The 16,377-nt window shown below is 55.5% G+C and carries 16 protein-coding genes and 1 other RNA gene; all 17 read right to left on the bottom strand.

The features are described from left to right. Window positions 1-104: 104 nt before the first annotated feature. The 17 genes from HZA73_09160 to HZA73_09080 all read right to left on the bottom strand — a co-directional run bounded on the left by HZA73_09160 (window position 105) and on the right by HZA73_09080 (window position 16,127). Entirely contained in the window at window positions 105-1,394 is a 1,290-nt protein-coding gene (locus tag HZA73_09160; GenBank protein MBI5806201.1) for a polyprenyl synthetase family protein, read from the bottom strand. Further along, on the bottom strand, window positions 1,381-1,650 hold the full coding sequence (gene xseB / locus HZA73_09155; protein MBI5806200.1) for an exodeoxyribonuclease VII small subunit: 270 nt from the start codon (window positions 1,648-1,650) through the stop codon (window positions 1,381-1,383). The genes HZA73_09160 and xseB overlap by 14 nt, the downstream gene beginning before the upstream one ends. Continuing rightward, window positions 1,647-2,852, bottom strand: a complete 1,206-nt coding sequence (gene xseA, locus HZA73_09150) for an exodeoxyribonuclease VII large subunit (GenBank protein MBI5806199.1) — start codon at window positions 2,850-2,852, stop codon at window positions 1,647-1,649. Before xseA ends, xseB begins: the two co-directional genes overlap by 4 nt. A 16-nt stretch (window positions 2,853-2,868) precedes the next feature. Continuing rightward, complete coding sequence (locus HZA73_09145; protein MBI5806198.1) at window positions 2,869-4,572, bottom strand: tetratricopeptide repeat protein; 1,704 nt, start codon at window positions 4,570-4,572, stop codon at window positions 2,869-2,871. Window positions 4,573-4,768: 196 nt separating this feature from the next. Continuing rightward, on the bottom strand, window positions 4,769-5,635 hold the full coding sequence (locus HZA73_09140; GenBank protein ID MBI5806197.1) for a bifunctional 5,10-methylene-tetrahydrofolate dehydrogenase/5,10-methylene-tetrahydrofolate cyclohydrolase: 867 nt from the start codon (window positions 5,633-5,635) through the stop codon (window positions 4,769-4,771). A gap of 1 nt (window position 5,636) precedes the next feature. Next, the gene (locus HZA73_09135) at window positions 5,637-6,320 is read right to left on the bottom strand and encodes a DUF4145 domain-containing protein (protein ID MBI5806196.1); all 684 of its coding nucleotides are present in this window, start codon (window positions 6,318-6,320) and stop codon (window positions 5,637-5,639) included. Between the two features lie 16 nt (window positions 6,321-6,336). Further along, on the bottom strand, window positions 6,337-7,113 hold the full coding sequence (locus tag HZA73_09130) for a TIGR00282 family metallophosphoesterase (GenBank protein MBI5806195.1): 777 nt from the start codon (window positions 7,111-7,113) through the stop codon (window positions 6,337-6,339). A 92-nt stretch (window positions 7,114-7,205) separates the two neighbouring features. Further along, window positions 7,206-8,768, bottom strand: coding sequence for a ribonuclease Y (rny, locus tag HZA73_09125; protein MBI5806194.1), 1,563 nt, complete (start codon window positions 8,766-8,768; stop codon window positions 7,206-7,208). A 234-nt stretch (window positions 8,769-9,002) separates the two neighbouring features. Further along, window positions 9,003-9,186, bottom strand: a non-coding RNA gene (gene ssrS / locus HZA73_09120) — 6S RNA. A 98-nt stretch (window positions 9,187-9,284) separates the two neighbouring features. Continuing rightward, window positions 9,285-9,566 (bottom strand): cell division protein ZapA, encoded by a 282-nt coding sequence (locus HZA73_09115; protein ID MBI5806193.1) that lies wholly within the window; start codon window positions 9,564-9,566, stop codon window positions 9,285-9,287. A gap of 63 nt (window positions 9,567-9,629) precedes the next feature. Continuing rightward, entirely contained in the window at window positions 9,630-9,905 is a 276-nt protein-coding gene (zapB, locus tag HZA73_09110; GenBank protein ID MBI5806192.1) for a cell division protein ZapB, read from the bottom strand. A 178-nt stretch (window positions 9,906-10,083) separates the two neighbouring features. Beyond that, window positions 10,084-12,147 (bottom strand): phenylalanine--tRNA ligase subunit beta, encoded by a 2,064-nt coding sequence (locus tag HZA73_09105; protein ID MBI5806191.1) that lies wholly within the window; start codon window positions 12,145-12,147, stop codon window positions 10,084-10,086. 193 nt (window positions 12,148-12,340) lie between these two features. Further along, window positions 12,341-13,447 carry a nitronate monooxygenase gene (locus HZA73_09100; GenBank protein MBI5806190.1) on the bottom strand — a complete coding sequence of 369 codons (1,107 nt, stop codon included), beginning with the start codon at window positions 13,445-13,447 and terminating at the stop codon, window positions 12,341-12,343. Window positions 13,448-13,487: 40 nt separating this feature from the next. Then, complete coding sequence (gene pheS / locus HZA73_09095) at window positions 13,488-14,510, bottom strand: phenylalanine--tRNA ligase subunit alpha (protein ID MBI5806189.1); 1,023 nt, start codon at window positions 14,508-14,510, stop codon at window positions 13,488-13,490. A 63-nt stretch (window positions 14,511-14,573) separates the two neighbouring features. Beyond that, window positions 14,574-14,921 carry a 50S ribosomal protein L20 gene (gene rplT / locus HZA73_09090; protein MBI5806188.1) on the bottom strand — a complete coding sequence of 116 codons (348 nt, stop codon included), beginning with the start codon at window positions 14,919-14,921 and terminating at the stop codon, window positions 14,574-14,576. Window positions 14,922-15,118: 197 nt separating this feature from the next. Then, complete coding sequence (gene rpmI / locus HZA73_09085) at window positions 15,119-15,316, bottom strand: 50S ribosomal protein L35 (GenBank protein MBI5806187.1); 198 nt, start codon at window positions 15,314-15,316, stop codon at window positions 15,119-15,121. Between the two features lie 259 nt (window positions 15,317-15,575). Further along, window positions 15,576-16,127 (bottom strand): translation initiation factor IF-3, encoded by a 552-nt coding sequence (locus HZA73_09080; protein ID MBI5806186.1) that lies wholly within the window; start codon window positions 16,125-16,127, stop codon window positions 15,576-15,578. Window positions 16,128-16,377 lie beyond the last annotated feature (250 nt).

The following is a 16,377-nucleotide window of genomic DNA, read 5'->3' as shown; positions in this document are numbered from 1 at the left end:
GGATTTGATATTGGGGCCTGGGGGACAAGAGACTATAAACTATAAACAATAAACAATTAACAATGAACGATGAACACAAAACGGTAAACGCCAAACTGGTTTCGTTAGAACGTCCGGTTGACCATGTAATCGGCCCACTGCATCAGCAGCTGCTTGTACTCCGTCTCCGGCAGAGGCTCCAGCGCTGTGATGGCTTTGCGCACGTATTTCTGGGCCAGCTCGGCGGTATGTTCTATGCCGCCCAGTTTCACGAACAGTTGGGTGACGCTTTTGACCTGGGCCGGGGTGGCCTTGGGATTGCCCAAGGTCTTCAGGATCAGATTCCGTTCGGTCCGGGAGGCCGCGTTAAGCGCATGGTAAACTATCACCGTCCGCTTGCCCTCGCGAATATCCGAGCCCACTGGCTTGCCCAGGGTCTTCTCGTTTCCCAATATCCCCAGGATGTCGTCCTGAAGCTGGAAGGCCATTCCGCAGTGGGAGGTGAACTGGGATAGGGCCTCTACGTAGGGATGTTTGTTATTGGGCTGATCGATCCCGATCATGGCCCCGGCCTTGCCGGCGAACTGGTAAAGGGCCCCGGTCTTTTTCCAAAGCATGGACAGGATCTTTTCTTCGTTCAATGATTCCAGCGGCATCTTGGAATACTGAACATCCAGGGCTTCGCCCTCGATCAGGGCCGATTGGACGTCGATCTCCAGGTCCAGTATCAGCTGCAGCACCAGGATGGGGTTCACCCCCCGCTCCCGCACCAGCTCGGTTAAAAGAGCGATGGTCCAGCCCTGCTGCAGGTCCCCGGCCAAAATGGCCATGGAAGTGCCGTAGTGGCGGGCTTCCTCGCCCTTAAGCCCCAGGCGTTTGGCGGCCCGCTGGGTCAGCTCCTCGTGCACCGTGGCCGCGCCCCGGCGCAGCTTGTCCCGGTCTATGATATCGTCGTGAACCAGGGTCCAGGTGTGGTAGACCTCTATGGCCGCCGCCGCCGGCAGGGCCTTGTCCTCGTCGCCGCCCACCGCCCCGCAGCAGAACAGGCAGACCGCCGGCCGCAAGGATTTGCCGCCGATGCCCAGGTAGCTGTGCATCCCGCGGTAGATGTCCTCGGGCAGGAACCTGTCGGGTCTGTCTTTTAATTTAAGGTACTGGTGGACGAATTCCTTGCGCTTTTTGACCTCTTCCAAAAGCCTGGCCAGGGGGCTGAGCGGGGCCGGCTGGGGCTTGGCCGCCGAGCCGGGTCGAGGCATGGCCGATGGTTTAGCCCCTTCGGCACCGCTCAGGGCAAGCTTCTTGGCGGCGGGTTTGGCTGTTTTCTTGCTTACCGGCTTGACCGGTTGCTTGGCCGCTTTCTTCGGGGGAATCTTGGCTTTTACCGCCTTGGTCTTGTGGGTTTTAATCTTGGTCATTGGGACCCTCCTCCAATTTCATTGCTTCGGTTTTAAATTCCCCCTGGCCGCTTAGGGTAAGTTTTTTGATCTTGAAATTCACCTCGTTCAATGCCGCCTTGGCCTGGCCCGTCAGTTCCATTCCCTCCTGGTACAGGCCCAGGGCCTGGTCGATCTCCACCTGACCCGATTCCAGTTTCTCCACGATCTGTTCCAGCCGCTTCAATGCTGTTTCCAGCTTGAAGTCTTTCGGCTGGTTTTTTTTGGCGGTTTTCATCTGCCCGTCTCCTTAACTTTCGTTTTAGCCCATCCCCTGGCAAACTCTGCGGTCAGGCTGTCTTCCGGTTTCAGTGTTTTTGAGTCCTTGATCACCATTCCCTTTTGGTCGCGGCAGATGCTGTAGCCCCGGGCCAGCACCGAACCGGGACCGAGGGCCGCCAGCGACTGGCTTAATCCGTCCAGTCTTGTTTTCAATAATCCCACCTGCCAGGCCAGGACCGCGCCCAGTTGTTTCTGGGTCCGGTCCAGCTGTTGCGATTTCTGCTCCATCAGGTCGGCCAGCCTCATCATACCATAACTGCGGCCAACTGCTTTCAGCCTTTGTTCATATTGGGAGGCCAGCCACAGCAGGGCGTTCTTCATCCGGGAACCGGAGTCGGAAAGGCCGGAGCGTACCTCGGCCAAATCGGGCACCGCCAGTTCGGCTGCGGCCGAAGGGGTGGGCGCCCTGAGGTCGGCCGTGAAATCGGCGATGGTGAAGTCCACCTCGTGACCTACTGCTGAGATCACCGGGATCTTTGAGTTGTAAATGGCCCGGGCCACCGCCTCATCGTTGAAGGCCCACAGATCCTCGGCCGAGCCCCCGCCCCGGCCCACTATCAGGAACTGCACCTGGCCGAAACGGTTGAATTGTTCTATGGCCTGGGCGATCTTGTCCCCGGCCCCCACTCCCTGCACCGGCACCGGGTTCAGGATCAGCTGGCACAGTGGCCAGCGGCGTTTGACCACCTTGATGATGTCCCGCAGAACCGCCCCGGTGGGCGAGGTCACCAGTCCGATGGCCGTGGGATATTTGGGAATGGGCCGCTTGTGTTCCGGGTCGAACAGGCCTTCCTGGAACAGCTTGTTCTTTAAGCGCTCAAAGGCCAGCGCCAGTTCGCCCTGCCCCGCTATTTGGAGCTGCTGGACATTGAGCTGGTACTGTCCGGCCCGCTCGTACAGTGTGACATCAGCCAGGGCCAGGCACTGCATCCCGTCCTGGGGCAAAAGCAGCAAAGACTGGGCGGCCGTTTTGAACATCACGCAGCGCACCTGCCCCCCGCTGTCCTTTAAGCTGAAGTACAGATGGCCGGAGGAATGGGCCGTCATGTTGGAGACCTCGCCCTTGACCCACAGCCTGGGGATGGAGGACTCCAGCACCCGCCGCACCTGGGCGTTGAGCTGGCTGACCGAAAGGATTATTTGTTTGTCGTCGGGCATTTGTTCTGATAAAAGCTCACTTTATGAATCCTAGGCTCTTGGCCCTTTGCACATCCTGCTCGGCCTGCCTGCGGTCGCCCGTCATATAATATGTATATCCCCGGTAATAATAAGCCTGCCCATAGCCTGGGTCAAGTTCTATCGCCCGGCTGAAATCGGCGATGGCCAAAAGGTAATTCTTCATTTGCCCGTAGGTAGTGGCCCGGTCATAGTAGAACAACGGGTCTTTCGGGGAAAGGGTTATGGCCCGGGACAGATCGGACAGGGATGAATCGTATTGTTTCTTCATTCCGTAGGCCAGGCCCCTGCTACTGTAAGCCTTGGCATATGCCGGATCAAGAACGATGGCCCGGGAGCAATCTTCTATGGCCTCATCGGGCCGGTTAAGTTTCAGGTATACACAACTGCGGTTGTACCAGGCTGCAAAGTTCCGGGGATCAATGTTCACCGCCTTGGTAAAATCGTCCACCGCCTGATCATTCCGTCCTTGCAGATCGTAAGCGTTGCCCCGATGGTTATGGGCAAAGGAGTTGGCTCCGGGGTATTTATTTATGGCATCGCTCCAAAGGGTGAGGCTGTTCCGCCAGACAAAACAGCGCTGGTATGCGGCGAGGCCTTCCGCCGTAGTAATCAGGACCAGGAGGATCACGGCAGCGGCCATGACCTGCCGGGATACGCCCCGAAACATCTTATACAGATACGACCCGGCGATGAAGACCAGGCCCAAAGAGGCAAAATACGAATAGCGCTCGGCTGCGGCAAACCCGCCCACCGGAACGATCTGCAGCACCGGCAATATTGTTACAAGATAGAACATTCCCCCGAAGAAGACCGTCTTGTTCCTGCGCCCCCATATTAAAAGAGCAATGACCGTCAAAACGCTGGCGATCGAAGCCAGGTAAAAGGTCCAGGGCAGGGGCGTTCCGGGGTAGGGATGAAAGGCTGAAAGCCGGAAAGGAGCGGTCAATTTTATGATATAGAAAACGAAACCGTAACCGGCCGTCAGCAAATTGGCGGTCAAAGGCCTGCTGGTCTGAATGAACTGGCTTTGGCCCTGGACGTGATATGAGATCACTCCAAAGACTATTGCCAGGGCCGCATACGGAGCTTTCTCCAGCCATGATCTTCGGCTGAACGGCTTGCTAAGAAAGTGGTCCGCCAGGAATAGGACCGGGACCAGTGCCACCGCCATTCCCTTGGAAAAACAAGCCAGCAGGAATAAGGACAGTGAAGCGGCATAGTCTCTTAACGATCCTTGATTCTTGTAGCGGAGATACGTGACCAGCGACAGCAAGGCAAAGCAAGTGTAAACAAGGTCCTTCTGGGAGGCGGCCCAGGCCACCGATTCCACCCGCAAGGGATGGACGGCCCATAAGGCCGTGATGATCCCGGCTGTCCAACCGTTCTTCAGCAGCAAGAAAAAGAGCGCGAAGACTAAAAAAACATTCAGCAGGTGCAGGATGATGCCGGTTATGTGGTAGACCTTGGGGTCGGGCCCGTTGACCTTATATTCCAGTGCGTAAGCCAGGAGAACCAACGGGTAATAATTGCCTTCATACCCTGAGCTGAACCAGCTTTTTATATTGGCCGGTGAAATGTTTCGGATCAGGCTGTTTTCAACAATGTAGCTGTTGTCATCGAGATTTATGAACCCATTGCTTATACAGGGCGAGAACACCGCCAGCACCAGCAGGGCCAGCGCAGTTAGGACGAGGATCAAATGGCTTTTCTTAAAAACCGGAACCGGTGAGGTTATTTGTTTGTCATCATTCATATTTTTGCCACAGAGACGCAGAGACACGTAGAATTTCTTTAAACACTCCCTCTCCGCATCGGGGAGAGCCTGCAATGAGTGAAGCAGCTCATTGTTGCATACGAAAGTGGGTTGGGGCCTGCCCTGAGCGCGGTCGAATGGGTTAGGTCGCCGCCTTCACCGTGTTCTTCAGCAGCATGGCCCGGGTCATCGGGCCCACCCCGCCCGGCACCGGCGTGATGTATGAGGCGACCTTGGAGGCCGACTCAAAATCCACGTCCCCGGTCAGTCTTACCCCGCTCTTCCTGCTGGGGTCGCTTACCTGGTTGACCCCCACGTCTATCACCACGCAGTTGTTGTTGAGCATGCTGCTGGTGATCATCCCCGGGCTGCCGGCCGCCGCGATCACTATGTCGGCCTGCTTGGTGTAGTAGGGCAGTCCCTTGGTGCCGGTGTGGCAGACGGTGACCGTGGCGTTGCCGTTTTTGGCCTTCTGCAGCAGCATGTTGGCCAGCGGCTTGCCCACGATGTTGGAGCGGCCCACGATCACGATGTATTTTCCCGATATCTCGATCCCGGTGCGGACCAGCAGTTCTATCACCCCGGCCGGGGTGCAGGGCAAAAAGCGTGGCCGCCCCAGGGTCATCAGGCCCACGTTCTCGGGATGGAAACAGTCCACATCCTTTGACGGGGATATGGACTGGAAGGCCTGTTCCTCGGACAAGCCCTTGGGCAGCGGCGACTGCACCAGGATGCCGTGAACGGTCTTGTCCTGGTTGAGTTCTTTGATCTTGTCCAGCAGCTGTGACTGTGTGGTGTCCGCCGGCAGTTCGATGACCGAGGAACGAATACCGACTTCTTCGCAATCCTGGTGCTTGTTGCGGACATAGACCTGGGAGGCGGGGTCGCTGCCCACGATGATCACGGCCAAATGGGGCTCTGTCCCGCGGGCCTTGAGCTCGGAGACCTCGGTTTTCACTTCCTGGCGGATATCCGCCGCTATTATTTTACCGTCAATGATTTGAGCCATATTATTTACTACGCTTTGGTATGCGTTTTGAAACGATTTCCATCTTCTTTGGATGAATATATATCATTTCAATTATCGTTTCACATATTCCTAGAGTTGTCATTATGTCATCAACACATGGCACAAAAGAGCGATGAGTTGTTGCATGCCCAACATCAAGTGCTTTTATAATCAAATCTTTTTGTTTTGAAGCTATATACCCTAATTCATAAAAGCTATCAATGTTTTTATTGAACGAACCTTGATCACTTGTTTTGGCTATCATTACATGTTCAAGTAATGATCTAATTCCCAAGATTGCTAAACGCTTTGAATCATTGTAAAGTGCTGCATATATTTCCTTAAGTAGTTCTGCAATTTGAGTTTCTTCAGAATTTAAAAAGGTATCGAGGTCGTTAATCCATTTAGGAATGGGCTTTGATATCGCTGGTGGATAATAATTAATTTTCTCATATGGCTTGCCGTTATAGTCACAATCCTCGGAAAACCAAGACGTGTGCATAAGGCTTATATTGCCACAACCAAGACATTTTACTAATGCATATTTATCTTCCCACCAAATTATAATTCCATCCCTGTCATCATCAACATTTTGTTGAGTGTGCTCCTTTTCGGAAAAAAGGATATTGTGATTACGTATTCCAACACATTTATTGCAATGTGCTTTTATTGTTTCTTCAGCCATTATATACTTACCTTGCCTAGGTTTTATTAGTGCGTATAATATTATTTGCCTTCCCGTTCTTCTCGTCCACGTCCACCACTACTCCATTGAACCTCACGTCCCCCTCGGCCGGGGCGAACTTGGCAGGCATCTGGTCCAAAAAGCGCTTGATGATCCCTTCCTTCTCCATCCCGATCACGCCGTCGAATCCCCCGCACATCCCGGCATCGGTGATGTAGGCCGTGCCCAGCGGCAGGATCCGCTCGTCGGCCGTCATCACGTGGGTGTGGGTGCCGATGACCGCGGACACCCGGCCGTCAAGGTACCAGCCCATGGCGATCTTCTCCGAGGTGGCCTCGGCGTGGATGTCCACGATCACGATGTCCGTTTCCTTCTTGATCTCCTTCAGCGCCTTGTCCGCCGCCTTAAAGGGACAGTCGGTGGTGGACAGGAACACCCGGCCCAGGAGATTGAGTACGCCCACTTTTGTGCCGTTCTCCGCCTTGTAAACTCCGTAAGGGAAACCCACCGATCCGTCGGGATAGTTGGCCGGCCGCAGGATCCGCTTTTCGCTGGAGAGAAAGGGAATGATCTCCTTCTTGTCCCAAAGGTGATTGCCTGTGGTCAGCACGTCTATCCCCAGGGCAAAAAGCTCCTTGGCCACGGTCACGGTCAGCCCGAAGCCGGCCGCAGAGTTCTCGCCGTTGGCGATCACGAAGTCCACCCCGTGCTCCTTGACGATCTCCGGCATGATGTGCCTGACCGCGCTCCGCCCCGGGCTCCCGATGATGTCGCCGATGAATAGTATTTTCATGAAGGCACTTATGGGTATCCACTATTCAGTAGTCAGTATACTGTATTCCGTATAGTGGATACAGGCTACTGACTACTCATATTTGCTCTTAGTTACTTAGCGTACCCCACCCCGCGGGTCTCGCGGATGACGGTGACCTTGATCTGCCCCGGGTACTGCAACGACTGCTCTATCTTGTGGGCGATCTCCCCGGCCATCTCGGTGACCCGGTTGTCGTTGACGTCCTCGGGGATCACCATTATCCTCACCTCGCGGCCGGCCTGGATGGCGTAAGCCTTGCTGATGCCCTTGAAGGAATAGGCCACTTCCTCCAGTTTCTCCAGCCGCTTGACGTAGGCCTCCAGCGATTCCCTTCTGGCCCCGGGCCGGGCGCCGGATATGGCGTCGGCGGCCGCGATCAGCACCGAGTACAGCGAGGTGGCCTCGATGTCCTCGTGATGGGCCCCGATGGCATTGATGATCATTGCCGATTCGCCGTAGCGCTTGGCCAGGTCCATCCCGATCTGGGTGTGGGTGCCCTCTATGTTGTGGTCAACGGATTTTCCGATGTCATGCAGCAGCCCGCAGCGCTTGGCTATGGACTGGTCCAGTTCCAGCTCCCCGGCCATCACGCTGGCCAAAAAGGCCACTTCCTTGGAATGCTGAAGCACGTTCTGCCCGTAGCTGGTGCGGTATTTCAGGCGGCCCAAAAGCACCATCAGCTCGGGGTGCAGGCCGGCCACGCCGACCTCCAAAGCCAGGCCCTCGCCGGCCTCCCGGATGCTGCGGTCCACCTCTATCTTGGCCTTCTCGATCACTTCCTCTATCCGGGCCGGCTGGATCCGGCCGTCAGAGATCAGTTTTTCCATACCGATCCGGGCTATTTCCCGGCGCACCGGGTCAAAGCCCGAGATCACGATGGCTTCCGGAGTGTCGTCTATCAGCACTTCCACCCCGGTGGCGGCCTCAAAGGCCCTGATGTTGCGGCCTTCCCGGCCGATGATCCGGCCCTTCATCTCGTCCGAGGCCAGGGGCACCACAGACACCGTGGTCTCGGCGGTGTGCTCGCCGGAGTAGCGTTGGATGGCCAGCCCTATTATCTGCTTGGCCTCCTTTTCGGCGTTATCACGGGCCTCGTCCCGGATGGTCTTGATCAGCTGGGCCGCCTCGTGCCGGGCCTGGGTCTCCAGATTCTGCATCAGCTGTTTCTTGGCCTCCTCCTGGGTCAGTCCGGCGATCTGCTCCAGCTTGGCGTTCTGCTCGTCGATCATGATGGTCAGCCGCTCGTCCTTGGCCCGTATCACCCGCTCCTTGGCCACCAGGTCCCGCTCCCGGATCTCCACCTCTTTCTCCTTGCGGCTGATGATGTCCACCTTACGGTCGTTCTGCTTTTCCTTTTCCAGTATCCGGTTCTCGATGTCCTTCAGCTCGTTCCGTTTGCTCTGGGTCTCTTTTTCAAAATTATTCTTGAGCTTGTACCATTCTTCCTTGGTCTGAACCTGGGCTTCCTTCTTGTAGGTGGCCGCTTCGCGCTGGGCCTCGTTGATCATCTTCTCTGCCAGCTTCTGGGCATCACCGATCCTGGCTTCCCCCATTTTCTTGTGCAGCAGGTATCCGAAGAAGAACCCCAGACCCAGACATACCAGCGATATCGCTATCCATAGTGCTATCAGCATTTTTCCCTTTCCTTTTCACGTTTCCCGGCCTTGTAACGGATCCGGGTCGGTCGATAACTAGGTGATGATTTCTTGTTGTGGTTTGAGAGTTCTGCGCAAAACCTTACCACTGAAACACGGAATGACGGAATCTATTAATCTTAACACCTGAACCTTTGATTTAATCTAGTTCCGTGTTCTGCATGATTTCGGTGTTTCCGTGGTAGGGTCCCGCTTAGTGGTCCCCGGAAATAAAAATTCCCCGCCTGTGCCGGTCGAAAGGACATTTTGAACCTATTCAAAAAATGGTGCCGCCTCAGACGGTTAAGGCTTCCCCCCAATTAAGAGAGGCATGCACACCGCGCCCGAAGGTTTAGGCCCTAAATGAACAGGTGTTGGCTCAAAAATAATCCGATCGATACGGACACCGCAGGGAAATAAAGAACTAATAATATACCAAAAACCGGGAGGCGTTTCATCCTCCGCTTCGGCTAATATAACACCGTGAAGCTAAAAATGCAAGAGGGAAGTGAAAAATTATTCCTGTCCGTTTTCCTCTGCCTGCTTCAGGCGTTCCGACAGCTTGTCCATAGCCGATTCCCGGGCCAGGCGCTCCTTTAAAAGCTCGTCGGCTATGTTGACTGCCGCCAAAATGGCGATCTTGGCCACCGAGCCGGTCATCGAAGCCTCGGCTATCTGGCGCATCCGCTCGTCCACCAGCCCGGCCACCTGCTTGATGTAGTCGCCGTTGGCGTCACCCTTGATGCGGTATTCGGTGCCGAAGATCTCCACTTTGATCCCGTTTTTGGATACGGTCATGTTACCCTATATTTTGGTTTTTCTTTTTGTCCCTGCGGTTTCTTGGGCCCCAGGCCCCGGAAACTAGTCCTTGAGTTTTTCCAGCTTGTCTATGATCTCTGTCAGCCTTTTCTTGGCCTCATCCTGGGATTGCTGAAGTTTCTGGTTCTCGTCCTCCAGGTTGGTCTGCTGCTTTTTTTCGTCCTCGATGGTCTTGAGCCTCTTGGTCAGGTGGTCTATCTTGTCCTTGAGGTCCTGGTTGTCCTTTTCCAATTTTTCCTTCTGGTTCTTCAATTCGGTGATCTTGTCAACCGCCCGGTTTATTCGTTCTTCCAATATCGCCAGGGGATCTCCGCTCATATTGATGTCCTCGCTTTTGAATTATATATTAAAAACCTGTTGGGGTGTTTCAGAATTATGTAAAGTAACTTTTACCACGGAAACACTGAAAATACCTATATATATCGAGCTATTTACTGATTCTGTGAAGGATATCGATAATATCTGCGTTAATCAGCGTCCGAAAGACAGGGTCCTCTCAACGGATCCCGGCCCCGAACTTGTCCTTAAGCGCTTTGACTATCTCCTGGTGCACCTGGTTGACCTCGGCGTCGGTCAGGGTCCGCTCTGCATGTCGGTAGGAGAGCGAGAAGGCCAGGCTCTTTTGGCCCTTTTCCACCTGGTCCCCGGCGTAAAGATCGAACAACTCGGCCCGCTCCAATGTGGCCCCGCCGGTTTTTGTGATGGCATCCAGTATCTCCCGGCTGGTGACCGGCTGCGGCACCATGATGGCCAGGTCGCGCTTGACCCCCGGGAATTTGGGGATCTCGGAGAACTGGGAGACGGCCCCGGCCATCAGATTGAGAATTGTTCCCAGCTCCAGCTCCGAACAGTATAGTTTTTCCTTGATGTCCCAGGCCTTGAGAACGGAAGCGTCCAGCTCGCCGGCCCAGCCGATGACCACCCCGTTTAGCAGCAGTTCCAGCGAACGGCCGGGATGCAGGAATGGTTTTGGTGTTTTGAATTCAGCAGAATAGGAGATCCCCTTGATCTTGAGGGACTCAAACAAGACCTCCAGGGCCCCCTTCAGGTCGAAGAGATCAAAACTTCCCGGCTTCCGGTCCCAGCTCTGGTTCTCTCTTTCCCCGCAGGCCAGGATCCCCAGCTTAAGTGATTCCGAAGGTGCCGGTTTGCCCGGGGCAAAGACCAGTCCGCACTCGAACAGCCTTATCCGGTTCATCCCGTTATTCAAATTCCTCTGCCCCGCCTCCAAAAGCCCCGGCAGCAGCATCGGCCGCAATACCGAGAGGTCCGAGGAAAGCGGGTTGTCCAGTTCCACCATGTTGGCGTCCTGGGCCAATCCCAGCTTGGCATAATGCGACGGGTCCATCAGGGGCAGGCCGTAGTGCTGGCAAAAACCCTGGGAGACCAGGGCGGTCACAATATTATCCACGGCTTTTTCCCTGGGCCTTTGCACTCCCGGCACCGGCCAGGGGGTTATCCCCTCGGACGGCAGGTTGTCGTAGCCGTATATCCGGCCGATCTCCTCTATCAGGTCGGCTTCCCGGCTTAGGTCGGCCCTAAAGCTGGGGACCTGCACATTTATTACGTTTCCGGAGACCCCGGCCTTAAGCTCCAGGGCGTTGAGGATCTCTGTCATTCTTTCAGGTTTGATGTCCGCCCCCAAAAGGCTGCAGACCTTCTCCGGCCGGAGTTTCAGCACCCAGTCCGCCGGGAACTTTTGGGCCGAAACATCTATGATCCCTTTGGCCACTTGTCCGCCGGCAATTTCCGAGATCAGCCGGGCCGCCCGGTTGATCGCCTGTTCCAGGATATTGGGATCGGCCCCCCGCTCAAAGCGGTAGGAGGCATCGCTCTTTAAACCAAGAGCCTTGCTGCCCCGGCGGATCAGCGGCGGGTCAAAGTAGGCGCTCTCCAACAGGACATTTTTGGTGGCCGATGAGATCTCGGATTCCAGCCCGCCCATGATGCCGGCGATGGCCGCGGGCCTTTGGGCGTCGGCGATGACCAGGTATTCCGGGGTTAGCTTGCGTTCCGTTCCGTCCAGGGTTACCATGGATTCGCCAGCTTTGGCCCGGCGCACAATGATCTTATGGCCGGACAGCTTGTCCAGGTCAAAGGCGTGCAGGGGATGGCCGAATTCATAGAGCGCCAGGTTGGTGATGTCGGCCACGTTGTTGATGGGCCGCAGGCCTATGCTCTCCAGTTTTTTCTTCAGCCATTCCGGCGATTCCGCCACCTTGACCCCGGTTATCACCCGGGCCAGATAGCGGGGACAGCCCTGTTTGTCCTCCACCTCGACCCTGGCCAAAGCATTTACATCCTGTGTTCCTTCGGTTACCTGACATACGGGGACATTTATCTGTCCGCCATTAAGGGCCCTGATCTCTCGGGCCAGGCCCAGGAACGAAAGGCAGTCGGGCCGGTTGGGGGTGATCTCCAGGTCCAGCTGGAAGTCCCCGGAGGGAAGCTCCTCGATGCCTTCGATCTCGACCCCGGCAAAGGTCAGCTTTCCGGCCAGTTCCTTGACGGACCAGTTGAAGTCTATGAATTCTTTAAGCCAGTTATAGGAGATCTTCATGGTGCTCTGTAAATGCTATGAAATGATTATCTAACTTACTTAGGAACCTTTATCCACAGATTAACGCAGATGGTAACGATTCTATTTATACCTATAAATATTAACCGGCTTAGAAAAATCTGCGAAAATCTGTGAAATCTGCGGATAGAAAACTTTTGGGGTGTTGTGCCTGAGCCAATTAGATAGACATTTACTATGATATGGGAATTCCCGCCGGCTGGGCCCCGGCCAAACTGACGCTCTCGTTGAATTCCCGGATGATGGCCTGGATGGTCTCTTTTACCGAGATGATGCAGTTGTTCCTGAAGGCATTGGCCCCGGCAAAGGCAAAGCCGTCCTTCATCAGCCCCTGCTGTGCGTTGATCAGAGCCAGGGCAATGCAGTAGGGCGTGTTCTTGAAGTCGCAGGTGATGATGCACTGGTGGGGGCACTTGAACGGCTTCTTCTCGCCTTTGACCACATCGTCCAGGAACTGGTTGCGGATGGCCCGGCCCGGCATCCCCACCGGGCTCTTGATGATCACCACGTCCTCTTTTTTGGAATCCAGGTAAGCCTGCTTGAACACTTCGGAGGCGTCGCATTCGTTGGTGGTCACGAACCGGGTGCCCATCTGCACGGCGTCGGCTCCCAGGTCAAAGGCCTCCCGGATGTCCTGCCCGGTGTAGATGCCGCCCCCGGCGATCACCGGGATGGCTTTTTTATATTTTTCCACGAAGGGTTTAAGGGCCTCGACCACTTCGGGGATCAGGTTCTTCAGGGAATATTTGGGGTCTTCCAATTGGTCCAGCTTAAAGCCCAGGTGGCCCCCGGCCAGCGGGCCCTCCACCACCACCGCATCCGGCAGGTAGTTGTATTTGTCGAACCATTTTTTGGCGATGATGGCCGCCGCCCTCCCCGAGGAAACGATGGGCACCAGCTTGGTCTTGGAATCCGGGGTCAGGAACTTGGGCAGGTCAAAGGGCAGGCCGGCCCCGGAGAAGATGATGTCTATCTCTTCCTCCACCGAGGTCTTGGCCAGGTCGGCGTAATTGGAAAGGGCCACCATGATGTTGACCCCCAGCACGCCCTTGGTCATGGCCCTGGCCTTGCGGATCTCTTTTCTTAAGGCCCTTAGGTTGGCCTCCAGATAATTGGTGGCAAAATCGGGCTCGTTCATCCCGATGCCGGCGGTGGCGATGGTTCCCACCCCGCCTTCGTTGGCCACCGCCGAGGCCAGCCCGGCCAGTGAGATCCCCACCCCCATTCCACCCTGGATCAGGGGCAGCTTGATCTTCAGGTCCCCTATATTTATTGGCTTCATTTTAACCTCTTTGCTCCGGCGCCATCAGCCGGGATTATAATTAGAATTGTTCCAGGAACCTGATATCGCCCGAATAAAAATGGCGGATGTCGTTGATGCCGTACTTCAGCATGGCCACCCTCTCCACTCCCAGGCCCCAGGCAAATCCTGAATATATTTCCGGGTCATAGCCCACGTTGTTGAAGACATTGGGGTCCACCATCCCGGCCCCGGAGATCTCCAGCCAGCCCGACTGCTTGCAGACCCTGCAGCCCCCGCCCTGGCAGAACACGCAGGAAAAATCGTATTCCACGCTGGGTTCGGTGAAGGGGAAGAAGTGCGGCCGAAAGCGGATCTTCATCTTTGGCCCCAGCAGGGCCCGGGCGAAATAGGTGATGGTGGCCTTGAGGTCGGCCAGGGAGACGTTCTTGTCCACGTACAGGCCTTCGATCTGATGGAACACCGGCATGTGCGAGGCGTCGATGGCGTCGCGGCGGTAGCAGCGGCCCGGGGCGATGATCCGCACCGGGGGCTTTTGCGACAGCATGGTCCTGATCTGCACCGGGGAAGTTTGGGTCCGCAGCAACAGACCGCCTTCTTTAAGATAGAAGGTGTCCTGGTAATTGCGGGCCGGATGGTCGGGGGGCGTGTTCAGGGCGTCGAAGTTGTTGAACTCGGTCTCCACATCCGGGCCCTCGGCCACGGTGAACCCCAGGCCGTGGAAGATCCCGATCATTTCAGCAATGATCTGGTGCAGGGGATGCCGGTGGCCCAGCAGCGGTTTCCTCCCGGGCAAGCTTACGTCCAGTATTTCCTTCTGCCGGGCGGCGCCCTGGGATGCGGACTCCAGGCTTTGCTTTTTCCGGTCCAGCAGGTCCGACAGCTCCGCCTTAAGCCGGTTGACCGAAGCCCCGAAAGCCGGGCGCTGGGCCGGTTCCACCGAGAATACCGATTTCAGCAGCTCGGTCACCTGTCCCTTGCGGCCCAGATAGAGGACCCTCAGCTCCTCCAGTTTTTCCAGGGTGGAGCATCCGGATATCTGCAGCTTGGCTTCTTCGCCTATTTTGTTCAGCTTGTCGATCATCTAAACGGTTTCAAACATTTCCAACTTTTCGAACATTTCAAACAAACCGCCTTGTTAGGCAGTTTATTTCTTGGCCGCTTCCACCACCTTGGCAAAGGCCAGCGGATCGTTGATGGCGATCTCGGCCAGCACCTTGCGGTTCAGGGCGATGTTGTTCTTCTTAAGACCGCTGATGAAAGCGTTGTAGCTGATCCCGTTCAGGCGGCAGGCCGCGTTGACCCGGATGATCCACAGGCTGCGGAAATCGCGCTTCTTGTTGTGGCGGTCGCGGTAGGCGAACTGCCCGGCCCGCATCACGGCTTCCTTGGCTATGCGGTATAGGCGGTGTCTGCCTCCCCAAAAGCCTTTGGCTTTCTTGAATATCTTGTTCTTTTTCTGCCGGGTGGCGGCTGCGGTGGTAACTCTGGACATGGTCTCTTACCTATCCTTTCTGATGATCTCTATGATCTGTTTCTTTGTTGCTTTTTCTGCCCGCGAAAAATCGCGAAATATCCGCTAACATCCTTTTGACCTGGCTCCTGTGAAACTTAGCGCAACTTCGCAGTTGATTCCCGGTATGGTAATTATTTTTCGCGTATTTTAGTGTGTTTTGCGGGAAAGTCCCTGTTCTACCCGTTGGGCAGCAGCCGGTTGATCCTCTTGGAATTCGCGCTGTCCACCAGGCCTCCCTGGCGCAGGTTGCGCTTGCGTTTGCGGGTCTTGGTGGTCAGCTTGTGGCTCTTGCAGGCCTTGTTGCGCTTGATCTTGCCCTTGCTGGTGATCCTTAATCTTTTGGCCGCCGCCCGGCTGGTCTTTACCTTTGGCATGGCTTCTCCTTTGGTGGTTTATATTATTTTGATTTATATATTCCCGGAACAAGAATATCCCGGCCGGACATCAGTTGCATCCGGTGGTTTCGATACGCCCCGCTTGGCTTCGATGCTTCGATACACTCAGCACAAGTACGGCCGGACATTGAGGGCTTCGATGAACTCAGCCCAAGTAGTGTGAACGTATCGAAATGCCGGCCACTCAGCCAACAGCGGGGCACTCAACTACCGGTGACCCGGACAATGTCAGGTCAGGCTATGCGGTGCTTTTGGGCGAAAGCAGGGCCACCATAGTGTTTCCCTCCAGCTTGGGCTGCTGCTCTATCACGGCCACATCGGCGATCTCCAGCATAAAGCGGTCGATCACCCGCCGGCCGATGTCGATGTGGGCCATCTCCCGGCCCCTAAAGCGCATCGAGACCCTGACCTTGTCCTTATGAGCCAAGAACTCCTTGGCGTGGTTGAATTTTACCAGGTAATCGTGTTCACCGATCTTGGGCCCCAGCCTGACTTCCTTGACCTTGACCTCGTGCTGCTTCTTCCGGGCCTCCTTCTTGTTCTTCTCCTCGTGGTAAAGGAATTTCCCGAAATCTATGATCTTGCAGACCGGGGGTTTGGCCTCGGGCACTATCTCCACCAGGTCCAGCCCCTTGTCCTCTGCCTGGCGCAGGGCCTCGGCGATAGGCAGCACGCCTATCTGCTGACCATCGGGCCCCACCACCCTGACCTCCGGGACCCGAATCTTGTTATTTACCCGATAATCCTTGCTGATAGGTGATCCCTCCGTTATGAGTTTATGTTTATACATTTGCCACAGAGACACAGAAACACAGAGAATACCTTTTGATCCGATTCCGAAGCTTATACCCAATATAAATAAAAACCCTCTGTGCCTCTGCGTCTCTGTGGCTGTATCCGGTAAAAAGAAAAAAGCCGATGGCAAAAAACTATGCCACCCGCTTTACTTTGAGGGCCGGTAAATGGAAACCCTCTGCATTTGTACCAGAGCTGACAGCATTGTGGTGCGCCGCCCGGTGAGAAGCGAGCCAAAGAATGAA

This window comes from candidate division TA06 bacterium, assembly GCA_016235665.1.
In the GTDB taxonomy this organism is placed as follows: Bacteria; Edwardsbacteria; AC1; order AC1; family EtOH8; genus UBA5202.
This window is presented reverse-complemented; position numbering and strand designations above follow the sequence as displayed.

Bases quoted from the DNA above. Each gene is read 5' to 3' on its own strand.
- HZA73_09160 (MBI5806201.1), bottom strand. From the start codon at position 1,394: ATGACCAAGATTAAAACCCACAAGACCAAGGCGGTAAAAGCCAAGATT.
- xseB (MBI5806200.1), bottom strand. From the start codon at position 1,650: ATGAAAACCGCCAAAAAAAACCAGCCGAAAGACTTCAAGCTGGAAACA.
- xseA (MBI5806199.1), bottom strand. From the start codon at position 2,852: ATGCCCGACGACAAACAAATAATCCTTTCGGTCAGCCAGCTCAACGCC.
- HZA73_09140 (MBI5806197.1), bottom strand. From the start codon at position 5,635: ATGGCTCAAATCATTGACGGTAAAATAATAGCGGCGGATATCCGCCAG.
- HZA73_09135 (MBI5806196.1), bottom strand. From the start codon at position 6,320: ATGGCTGAAGAAACAATAAAAGCACATTGCAATAAATGTGTTGGAATA.
- HZA73_09130 (MBI5806195.1), bottom strand. From the start codon at position 7,113: ATGAAAATACTATTCATCGGCGACATCATCGGGAGCCCGGGGCGGAGC.
- rny (MBI5806194.1), bottom strand. From the start codon at position 8,768: ATGCTGATAGCACTATGGATAGCGATATCGCTGGTATGTCTGGGTCTG.
- HZA73_09115 (MBI5806193.1), bottom strand. From the start codon at position 9,566: ATGACCGTATCCAAAAACGGGATCAAAGTGGAGATCTTCGGCACCGAA.
- zapB (MBI5806192.1), bottom strand. From the start codon at position 9,905: ATGAGCGGAGATCCCCTGGCGATATTGGAAGAACGAATAAACCGGGCG.
- HZA73_09105 (MBI5806191.1), bottom strand. From the start codon at position 12,147: ATGAAGATCTCCTATAACTGGCTTAAAGAATTCATAGACTTCAACTGG.
- HZA73_09100 (MBI5806190.1), bottom strand. From the start codon at position 13,447: ATGAAGCCAATAAATATAGGGGACCTGAAGATCAAGCTGCCCCTGATC.
- pheS (MBI5806189.1), bottom strand. From the start codon at position 14,510: ATGATCGACAAGCTGAACAAAATAGGCGAAGAAGCCAAGCTGCAGATA.
- rplT (MBI5806188.1), bottom strand. From the start codon at position 14,921: ATGTCCAGAGTTACCACCGCAGCCGCCACCCGGCAGAAAAAGAACAAG.
- rpmI (MBI5806187.1), bottom strand. From the start codon at position 15,316: ATGCCAAAGGTAAAGACCAGCCGGGCGGCGGCCAAAAGATTAAGGATC.
- HZA73_09080 (MBI5806186.1), bottom strand. From the start codon at position 16,127: ATGTATAAACATAAACTCATAACGGAGGGATCACCTATCAGCAAGGAT.